8 protein-coding genes are annotated in these 9899 nt (G+C 51.4%); 3 read left to right on the top strand and 5 right to left on the bottom strand.

Annotated elements, in window-relative coordinates:
* Positions 1-172: 172 nt before the first annotated feature.
* Positions 173-598 (bottom strand): hypothetical protein, encoded by a 426-nt coding sequence (locus DUE52_RS31860; protein ID WP_114410194.1) that lies wholly within the window; start codon positions 596-598, stop codon positions 173-175.
* A 229-nt stretch (positions 599-827) separates the two neighbouring features.
* On the opposite strand from DUE52_RS31860, the gene DUE52_RS31855 reads away from it, so the two are divergent.
* Both DUE52_RS31855 and DUE52_RS31850 read left to right on the top strand, forming a co-directional pair.
* Positions 828-2117, top strand: coding sequence for a Gfo/Idh/MocA family protein (locus tag DUE52_RS31855; RefSeq protein WP_229312376.1), 1290 nt, complete (start codon positions 828-830; stop codon positions 2115-2117).
* Between the two features lie 5 nt (positions 2118-2122).
* The gene (locus DUE52_RS31850) at positions 2123-3061 is read left to right on the top strand and encodes a sugar phosphate isomerase/epimerase family protein (protein ID WP_114410193.1); all 939 of its coding nucleotides are present in this window, start codon (positions 2123-2125) and stop codon (positions 3059-3061) included.
* 27 nt (positions 3062-3088) lie between these two features.
* On the opposite strand, the gene DUE52_RS31845 is transcribed toward DUE52_RS31850, so the two are convergent.
* Positions 3089-4132, bottom strand: a complete 1044-nt coding sequence (locus DUE52_RS31845; protein WP_114410192.1) for an NAD(P)-dependent alcohol dehydrogenase — start codon at positions 4130-4132, stop codon at positions 3089-3091.
* A gap of 594 nt (positions 4133-4726) precedes the next feature.
* Here DUE52_RS31845 and DUE52_RS31840 point away from each other — a divergent pair.
* Positions 4727-5143 (top strand): helix-turn-helix domain-containing protein, encoded by a 417-nt coding sequence (locus DUE52_RS31840; RefSeq protein WP_114410191.1) that lies wholly within the window; start codon positions 4727-4729, stop codon positions 5141-5143.
* 117 nt (positions 5144-5260) lie between these two features.
* On the opposite strand, the gene DUE52_RS33005 is transcribed toward DUE52_RS31840, so the two are convergent.
* The 3 genes from DUE52_RS33005 to DUE52_RS31830 form a co-directional block, all read right to left on the bottom strand.
* Complete coding sequence (locus DUE52_RS33005) at positions 5261-5383, bottom strand: hypothetical protein (protein WP_262511020.1); 123 nt, start codon at positions 5381-5383, stop codon at positions 5261-5263.
* Positions 5384-5408: 25 nt separating this feature from the next.
* Entirely contained in the window at positions 5409-8129 is a 2721-nt protein-coding gene (locus DUE52_RS31835) for a TonB-dependent receptor domain-containing protein (RefSeq protein WP_114410190.1), read from the bottom strand.
* Positions 8130-8371: 242 nt separating this feature from the next.
* Positions 8372-9364: an aspartate-semialdehyde dehydrogenase gene (locus DUE52_RS31830; RefSeq protein WP_114410189.1), complete on the bottom strand. Its 993-nt coding sequence runs from the start codon at positions 9362-9364 to the stop codon at positions 8372-8374.
* Between the last annotated feature and the right edge of the window lie 535 nt (positions 9365-9899).

Genomic DNA, 9899 nt, shown 5'->3' with positions numbered 1-9899 from the left:
TTCAATGCCAAGATCAAAGCCTTCCGGGCTCAGTTCAGAGGGGTAAGAAACGTCGAGTTTTTCCTTTATCGATTAACGCAGTTATATGCTTAAACCAAGATGCTCCACAACTTTTGCTCTTGATCCCAAAAGTTTCAGTATATACAAGTAGTGACTTTCGCATCAATCCCCCTCACTTCTTCTCCCCAAACTCCTCAACCCACACCCGAATCTTCCGATCCGGCATTTCGGCGATTTCCATCAGGAACGTGAGTTGGCCCGCTTTGCCTTCGATGGTCAGCGTCACGTGGCGCTCTTCACCAGACGGTTCTTTAAATAACGCTTTCATCACGGTTTTCCCTTCCTTGTACGGAACGCTCCAGATGCAGGTTGTCGACTGAATGGTGCCGTTCATTTTTTGATCGGCATTACCCGGTACTATTAAGACGTCGGTTTTCCCAATGTCAATGGTGCATTGCTCGTCCACCGTCCGCTGAACCACGCCAGCGGCATCCAGGTATTCCGTTTTTGAGGTGGTCAACTTAACCTCCTTGTCGCATTGGCCAAAGCTGAAGATGGTACTGAAAAGCAGGGAAAAGAAGAAGAGGAACGTTTTCATCAGGATTTGTTGGTTTAGCGTGAAGGCTTCAAATATAAAAATCTTTTCGAATACTATGCAAAACCAAGTACCTTTTATTGCATTGTATTGGATAAATGGTTAACTCCCTGGATAAATGGCTTTTCGAAAGGTGAAAACCGCCCGAATTTTGACTTTCCCGGTTGGACTGGCTATCTTTCAGGGAAAATCTTCACCGATTTTTCTACCCAAAATCCTAAACCACTTTCGTATGAGTACTTCCCGTCGAGACGTCTTAAAAATGACTGGCATGGCGTTGGCCAGCAGCGTTTTACCCGCCGTCACTATTTTACACCCCCAACGTTCATTTGCCGGTATCAACAGCGACACCCTAAAAGTCGGCCTGGTCGGCTGTGGTGGCCGGGGTTCCGGCGCGGCCGCCCAAGCGCTGAAAGCCGACCCCAATGTGGTGCTGCACGCCGTTGGCGATATTTTCAAGGATAAACTGGATGACTCGCTGAACAACCTGCGGAAAATCCACGGCGACAAAGTCAAAGTCGACGAAGAACACAAATTCGTGGGGTTCGATGCCTATAAAAAAGTGCTGGAGTCGGGGGTCGATGTGGTCATTCTGGCGACGCCCCCGCATTTCCGTCCCGAACACCTGATGGCCACCGTACAGGCCGGGAAACACGTTTTCTGCGAAAAACCGATGGCCGTCGATGCACCCGGCGTCCGCAAGGTGCTGGAAGCGGCTAAAATCGCGAAGGAAAAGAAAATCTCACTCCTTTCGGGCTTCTGCTGGCGGTTTCATGAACCCAAACGAGCCACGTTCGAGAAAATTCAGGACGGCGCGATTGGCGATGTCCTCTCCGTCTATAACACCTACAACACTGGCACCGTCTGGTCACACCCCCGAAAACCGGGCTGGACCGACGCCGAATACGTGTTCCGGAACTGGTATTATTACACCTGGCTGTCGGGCGACCACCTGGTCGAACAGGCGATTCACAGCGTCGATATGATGTCGTGGGCCTTTGGTGACAAAATGCCGCTTTCGGCAGCCGGGACCGGTGGCCGTCAGGTTCGGACCGAACCGATCTACGGCAATATTTACGACCACTTTGCCATTACCTACGAATACGAAGACGGGGCCAAAGGGTTCCATTTCAGCCGTCAGCAGGTCAACTGCGAGGGGAGTTACATGTGTGAAGCCCTGGGAACGAAAGGCCGCGCCGTTGCCAACGTGTCCCGGAACGTACACGAAATTACCGGGCGGAAAAAATGGAAATATTCGGGAGTTGCCAACGACATGTACCAGACGGAACACGATGAGCTGTTTGCGGCCATTCGGAAGGGCGAACCGATCAACCAGGGCGAATACATGGCCAACAGCACCCTACTGGGCATCATGGGACGCATGGCGGCCTATACCGGGCGTCGGATCACCTGGGACGAAGCCATGAATTCTACCGAAAAATTAGGCCCGGACACCTATAGTTTTGACATGACGCCCCCGATTGTGGAAGTCGCCCGACCCGGTATTACCTCCTTTTCCTGAAAACCATGCAACGCAGAGAATTTCTAAAAAACGGCTCGCTGGCCGCTGTAGGCGGTTTTGCCGCTATTGAATCCGTACCCCACGTCATTGCATCGGTTTCCGCCCCGTTTGTCAATCCGGTTTCCAACCCGGTTCTTAAAACGCCGATGGTGAAGAAAAGCCTGAAATGGGGCATGGTGAAAGAGGATCTGTCGATACTCGATAAGTTCAAATTGCTGAAAGACCTGGGCTTCGACGGGGTGGAACTGGACACGCCCAACAACCTCGACATGAAGGAGGTGCTGGACGCCCGCGACAAAACTGGTCTGGAACTGCCCGGCACGGTCAATTCGGCGCACTGGAAATCGCCCCTGTCGGATCCCGACCCGAAGGTTCGGGAAGTGTGCGTGAAGGCGATGGAAAAATCGCTGCAAGACACGAAGCAGTACGGCGGCACAACGGTTTTGCTGGTTCCCGGCGTGGTGAAAGCCGACGTGAGCTACGAAGATGCCTACGAACGTTGCCGCAAGGAAATCAAAAAGCTGCTGCCGATGGCCGAAAAAACCGGCGTCAAGATTGCCTTCGAAAACGTCTGGAACGGTTTTCTGATCAGTCCGCTGGAAGCCGCCCGGTTTGTCGATGAGTTCAAACACCCGCTCGTGGGCTGGTATTTCGACGTGGGCAACATCCTCCGCTACGGCTGGCCGACGCACTGGATTGAAACCCTCGGCAAGCGGATTCTGAAACTGGACGTCAAAGAGTACAGTCTGAAGAAACAGCAGGACGAGGGTCTCTGGAAAGGGTTCGACGTTGAATTCCTGGAAGGCGATTGCAACTGGTCGGCGGTGAACAAAGCACTCGTAAAAATAGGCTATTCCGGCTGGGCATCGGCCGAAGTAAACGGTGGCGACCGCACCCGGCTGCTGACCATTCGCGAGAAAATGGACGCTATTTTTACGGCCTGACGCTCATTCGCCGAAAAACCGCCTGTTTTACAACGTATTCATGTCGATCACAAACCGGTAGCGAACGTCGCCTTTCAGCATCCGGTCATACGCCGTTTGGATGTCTTTGATCGGAATCAGCTCGATATCCGACACGATGTTGTGTTCGGCGCAAAAATCCAGCATCTCCTGCGTTTCGGGTATCCCGCCGATACCCGAACCAGCGATGCTTTTCCGACCGCCGATCAGGCTAAAGCCCATGATTTCGGCCGGTGTTGGGGGCGCGCCCACGCAAATGTGTACGCCGTTGGTTCTGAGCAGAGAGAGATACAGGTTGTAGTCGTGCGGTGCCGAAACCGTGTCGATGATGAAGTCGAAATAACCTTTCACTTCCTTCACCCGGGCCGGATCGCTGGTCAGGACAAACTTGTGTGCGCCCAACCGTTTGGCATCTTCTTCCTTAGAGGCTGACGTACTCAGCATGGTCACTTCGGCACCAAAAGCCACGGCAAATTTAACGGCCATGTGTCCCAGACCGCCCAGCCCCAACACGGCGACCTTGTGTCCTTTGCCCACTTTCCAGTGCCGCAGGGGCGAATAGGTGGTAATGCCGGCGCACAGCAGCGGAGCCACGGCGGCCAAATCCAGCTTTTCGGAGACATGGAGCGCAAAATCTTCGTGGACCACAATCAGGTTCGAATAACCGCCGTAGGTTGGCGTTATGCCGTCCTGTTCCCTGCCGTTGTAGGTTTGGGAGTTCCCCGCCAGACAGTATTGCTCCAGACCTTCCCGGCAATTTTCGCACGTGCGGCATGAATCGACCATGCAGCCGACCCCGGCCAGATCGCCGACCTTGAATTTGGTGACCTCCGCGCCGACCTTCGTCACGCGCCCCACGATTTCGTGGCCCGGCACCATCGGAAAAATCGACCCACCCCATTCGTCCCGAATCTGGTGTAAATCGGAGTGACAAACCCCACAATAGAGAATGTCGAACTGAACGTCGTGGGGCTTCACCTCGCGCCGTTCAAACTGAAACGGAGCCAGCGGTGTTTGCGCATTCTGAGCTGCGTATCCTTTAGCTGCAATCATAAATAGGGATGGATAAAAAAGGGTGTAAAAGCCGGTTCTTTTGCTGTGTACGACGAGTCTACGAATAGAGACCGGTCGTCTCTATTCAACCCGGTTTTCCAGAATTAGTTTAAACATCAGCCCGGTTTCCCGGCCGAATCAATTGCGGTAATTCTTGTTGTAATTTTTTTAGAAGTGATTATGTGGTTTTCTACTGCTTCGCAAAATAGAATCTACTTATGATCCATTTTTCCGGGGTTTAAGTAACCAAATCGTATACGACAAACCCTTAAAAAACAGCGACTTGTGCTTTTAGTACCTAAGTCGAACAGTATTTTTTTAAACAGAAAAGCAACAATATTAAAATTTTATAAAAATACCTTTACTGATTACATTCATTCTAAATAAAATTAAATAGTCTGTTTTTTAAAGTGATATAATCTTTCCAATAAACGCGAACGGTCATTTTTAACGTACTGTTTATCAGCTTATTTTTGTATTCATTATTCTATTGAAACGTGAACAGAAAGAAGACTGGGAGTAAAGTCCGACCATCTCAATTGAAATTATCGGGTACGAAACCGCAGTCGTCTCATCAATCAAAATGTTGAGAAAATGAAAAACATCAAAGCACTTACCTCGGATGAAATGAAGCAGCTTCGCCATTTGATTGCCACCACTGACAATAGTATCCTCCGGCGACGCTGTCAGTGCATTCTCTACAGTTTTCAGGGGATGCAGGTCAATGAGCTTGTAGACATGTTCCAGGTGGATCGCCGGAGTATCTACAACTGGATGAACCGGTGGAACCAGGGCGGACTCGAAGCGCTGATTGATAAACCGGGCCGTGGTCTGAAACCCAAATTGAGTTTATCCTGTCAGGATCATGTGGAAAAAGTAAAACAGGCTTTTCAGATGTATCAGGGTAATTATTACCGGGTGTTAGAACACGTCAATACCCGGATACCCCAACCCGTCAGTCACGACACCCTGCGTCGCTTTGTAAAAAAACTGATGGTTTCCGGTGTCTAGCCGCCTTTTTCACTCCTCTAACATCTCCTTATCGATAAAACGCTGTACGCTTGATTTAGTAACAAAATAAACGGCCCCGGTTTATCCCAAAACCGGGGCCGTCCTATCTTTTCTTCCTTACTCCCTGTCTCGTGCGGCTTTAAATTCCGAACCGGTTTTCCAGCCGGGAAAAGGAGTTTCGTTGCTCAGGCGATAGCCCACGTTGACCAGCAACTGCATGTCTTCGAGGATGCCGGACAAGTCCCAGGATCATGCCTAAAGTTAACTAAAATTCATTCTCTGCCGGCGAATCATCCCGTTCACGTTCCTGATCGCGGTCTTTTTCCCGAACTACCTGCCGGCTCAACCGGTAGCTGAAGCCAATGAAACCGATGCGGCTTTCGCGTTTGCTGCGCGTAGACGACACAAAGTTGGAGCCGAAACTCTCGTTCTGGAACTGCAATGTATTGAAGATGTCACTGACGCGCAGGCTCACCGTTCCGCGCCCTTTCAGAATGTTCTGTTTGACCCCCAAATCGACGTTAAAGAAGCCTTTGATGGTTCCCTGCGCCACGATAAACGGCGACCGGTAATTCATCGCCACCTGAATATCGGTTCCTTTTTTCGGGTTCATATTGGAGGTGATGCGAGCCGTCCAGCTCCGGTTGGTGCGGGTCAGAATGCCCGGAATATCGGCGCTGGCCTGGATGTTTCGCTGAAAAAAAGAGAAATTCCCGTTTATTTTCCACCAGCGCGTAAGATCCTGCGTCACCACGACTTCCAGCCCGTAATTCTGCGAGCGGTTCAGGTTTAACGAGGTCTGTTCGGTAATACCGTCGGGCCGCAAGGTCTGGTACCGGGTAATTTCGTTGTTTGTCTGGCGGTAAAACAGCGAAGACGTCAGCGTTGTGCTTTTGCCATACAGCAAATGGCTTATCTCAAACGAATTGATTAACTCCGGATTCAGGTTCGGATTTCCAAACCGGATGTTCAGCGGATCGGACAAATCGATGAAGGGGTTCAGCGACCAGGTTGAGGGCCGGTTGATCCGGCGGCTGTAGTTGATCTGCATCTTCTGCGATTCGCTGGCGTTGTAGTTCAGGAAAACGCTGGGAAACAGGTAGATATAATCCCGCTGGCTTTTCACATTGGTGGTCCGCTGATCCGTTGTAATGTTGGTATACTCGGTACGCAACCCCACCTGATAGCTGAACTTCCTGATCTCGTTCCCAAAATTCACATAAGCCGCGCTGGTTCGTTCGTCATAAATAAAATTGTTGCTGATGGCGGGGTTCACGGTCCAGATGCCGTCCAGCAGGTTCTCAAACGTATAGTCGGAAGCCAGCCGCCGGTAGGTGTGTTTCAAGCCGGTTTCGAGTTTCTTCTTGTCTTTGAGTGGTTCCACAAAATCCAGTTGCAACACCGCCACCCTGTTTTCCCGGCCATTGTCGGCGCGCTGCCGGCCAATCAGAAAATTGGGCGTCAGCAAATTTTCGGGCAAGGTCGTGGTGTTGCTGAAGTTCTGGTATTCCGTGCTTTTGTTGCTCGACGTAGTGGCATCAAAGGTGAGTTCTCGCCCCTGTTTGTCGAACGTCCGCCGATACCCGAAAACATAATCCAGTCCTCTTTCGGGTTCGGTTTCTTCGGTGATTCGCAACGTTTGTCCCAGCGAATTGCGACCGGCGTCCAGCGTGTTGAAGTTCTCGACTTCCGAATCGCGGCTGTATTCAGGCCGGTAGAGAATCGAAGCCGTAATGTTGTCGCGGGGCGACAGCGCGTAATCAAAACCAACGCGGAGGTTGTTGTTCACACTTCGGCGGATGGCATCGTTGCGTTGCGCCAGATAACTGATCGAGTCTCCGAATATATTCTGCCGCTCCGAAATCCGGTATTGAAACCGCCGGTTTGCCCGGAAATTATAGCTGCTGAACAGGTTGAGTTTCTTAAACCGTGTGTTCAGATTGATCGACGCGTTGTATTTATCCCGCGTACCGACGTTCAGTTGCACATTGCCATTGAAACCCGCAGCCCGTTCTTTTTTGAGAATAATGTTGATAATCCCGGCGGCTCCGTCGGCATCGTAACGCGACGACGGATTGGTGATCATCTCGATTCGTTCGATGTTGCTGGCCGGAATCTGATCCAGAATCGCCTGCCGATCCAGACCTGTCAGACCCGACGGTTTTCCATCGACCAGCACAATCACATTGCTGCTACCGCGCAAACTCAGCGTCCCGTCGACATCGACTGTTACGGAAGGCACATTCTGCAAAATATCGATGGCCGAACCGCCCTGTGCGATGGGCAACTGATCGACGTTCACAATTTTGCGGTCGAGCGAGTATTCATACGCCTGCTTTTGTCCCTGAACCACCACTTCCTGAAGTTGTTTGGCGGTTTCGGTCATCAGAATATTCCCCAGATCGACAATCGGTTTGTCCATGCTGATCACAATGCGCGGCACCCGTTTGGCGGCAAAACCCAGGCTTTGAATGAGCAGGTAATAGGCGTCCGGTGCCAGATTGGTCATCTGGAAAAAGCCTTTTTCGTCCGTCAGCGCACCCGTCACCGAACTCGAATCCCGCGAGCGGAACAGGCCGATGCTGGCAAATTCGACGGGTTGATTTTTACCGGCTTGCGGAGTCAGGAGTTTCCCACTGATTTTTCCGGAGCCGACAACGGATTCCGGCGCACTCGCATTAGCCCGACGGCCCGCTGCTGTTCCCGTACCAACGGGTTGGGTGGTCGACGTTGGCGAATTCGTGACCGGAAGGGCGGGTTGCACGACTGGCTGTGCCGGTGCGGAGCGAACCGTATCGGGGCGGTCGGCCGAATTATACTGCGTTGTGTCCGGGCGGGTCGGGGGGGCGGGTTGCGTCGTATCCGCTTCCAGTCCAATGGCTTGCACCATCGAATTGGAAACCGGTGCGGGCTGTTGCGCCTGAGCGGTTCCTAACCGTAGCCAAACGGCACAAATCACTAAAAAAACAACCAAATCGATCTTCATAAAAAGTTCTAATAAATTGTATCTATTTAATAAAGCAGGCCGGTCTCGCCGGATTTTCTACGCCAACCATTCTTTACCGAACAGGGCCGGTTTGAACGGTTTTTAGCAGGTAAACCAGGGCGTAATTCCCGGAATTCATCTAAAATGAACCGAATTAGACGTATAGGCTTGAGTAGATGGGGCTATAAAGAAAAAAGCCTGTCAGCCTAAGGCCGACAGGCTTGTATGTATATAACGGGATGTTAGACTAAATTGTTTTCCGCTAAATATTCCGCAATCTGAACGGCGTTGGTGGCCGCGCCTTTCCGCAGGTTATCGGCCACAATCCAGAGATTGAGGGTATTGGGCTGGCTTTCGTCGCGACGAATCCGTCCCACAAACACCTCATCTTTTCCGTGTGCCGTCAACGGCATCGGGTACAGGTAGTTTTTCGGATCATCCTGAACGATGACGCCTTCCGCTTCTTCCAGAATTTTAACGACATCGCTTACTTCGTAGTCATTCTCAAACTCGATGTTCACGGCTTCGGAGTGTCCACCGATGGTCGGAATCCGCACGGTCGTAGCCGTCACCTGAATGGTGTCGTCGCCCATGATCTTCTTGGTTTCGTTCACCATCTTCATTTCTTCCTTCGTATAGCCGTTGTCCAGAAAAACATCGATGTGCGGCAACACGTTGAGGTCGATGGGGTGCGGATAGACTTTCGGATTGGAATAATCGCCCGAACGCTCGGAAAACAACTGATCGACGGCGGCTTTCCCGGTTCCGGTTACGGATTGGTAAGTCGAAACCACGACGCGTTTCACACCGTATTTCTTATGCAGCGGGTCCAGCACCACCACCATCTGGATGGTCGAACAGTTGGGATTGGCGATGATTTTGTCTTCCGGCGTCAGCGTGTGGGCGTTGATTTCGGGAACGACCAGTTTTTTGGTCGGGTCCATGCGCCAGGCCGAGGAGTTATCGACGACCGTAATACCGGCTTCGGCAAACAGCGGAGCCAGTTTGAGCGACGTGCTGCCCCCGGCCGAAAAAATCGCAATAGCCGGTTTTGCCGCGATGGCATCCTCAAAGCTCACGATCGTAACCTGTTTACCCTTGAACGTAATCTGTTTACCCACCGAGCGTTCTGACGCGACAGGAATCAGTTCCGTTACCGGGAAGTTACGCTCTTCGAGCACTTTCAGGATTTCGCCACCGACGAGGCCGGTTGCACCTACTACTGCAATTTTCATTTCCGTACCAATCAATTAAGTGAAACAAGTCTTAAAAATTGGGTGCAAAAATACGGATAAATGCTGAGAGAACCGGAAAAGATTCAAAAAAATCAGGATAAATCGCTTATTGTCAAAACCGTCCGACCAAACCGAGTCCGGCACTGGTGGCCTTCCAGTGCGGTTCCAGCCGGAAAGAGACGTCTTTGGCGCGCAATGCCTTGTTGTAATACTGAATGGAACGCCGGAAATGAAAAACCGGGAATGCAGAGCAGAGAATGTGCCCATATGAGTTGCGAGGATGCTTTGGGGAGATTAATCTCTATTCCCGTAGGGATTTAACAGCGCAGCGTCGGTAGCAATACGGTTGGTCAGGTCACGCTCCCAAGTGCCGTTAGGCACGCAACGACTCGACCCGCAGCAACTTCGGTCGCGTACCTATGAACTGTCAAATTTTACAAGTTTGAAACCAAATTTTCTTCGGTTGGCAGGTTTAGTCGAGAATCAAACGGCTTCCCCGATTGTAAGACGGCTAAGGCCACCCGGATCCATTTAT

It is taken from the genome of Larkinella punicea (genome assembly GCF_003334855.1).
GTDB classification, from domain to species: Bacteria; Bacteroidota; Bacteroidia; order Cytophagales; family Spirosomataceae; genus Larkinella; species Larkinella punicea.
This window is presented reverse-complemented; position numbering and strand designations above follow the sequence as displayed.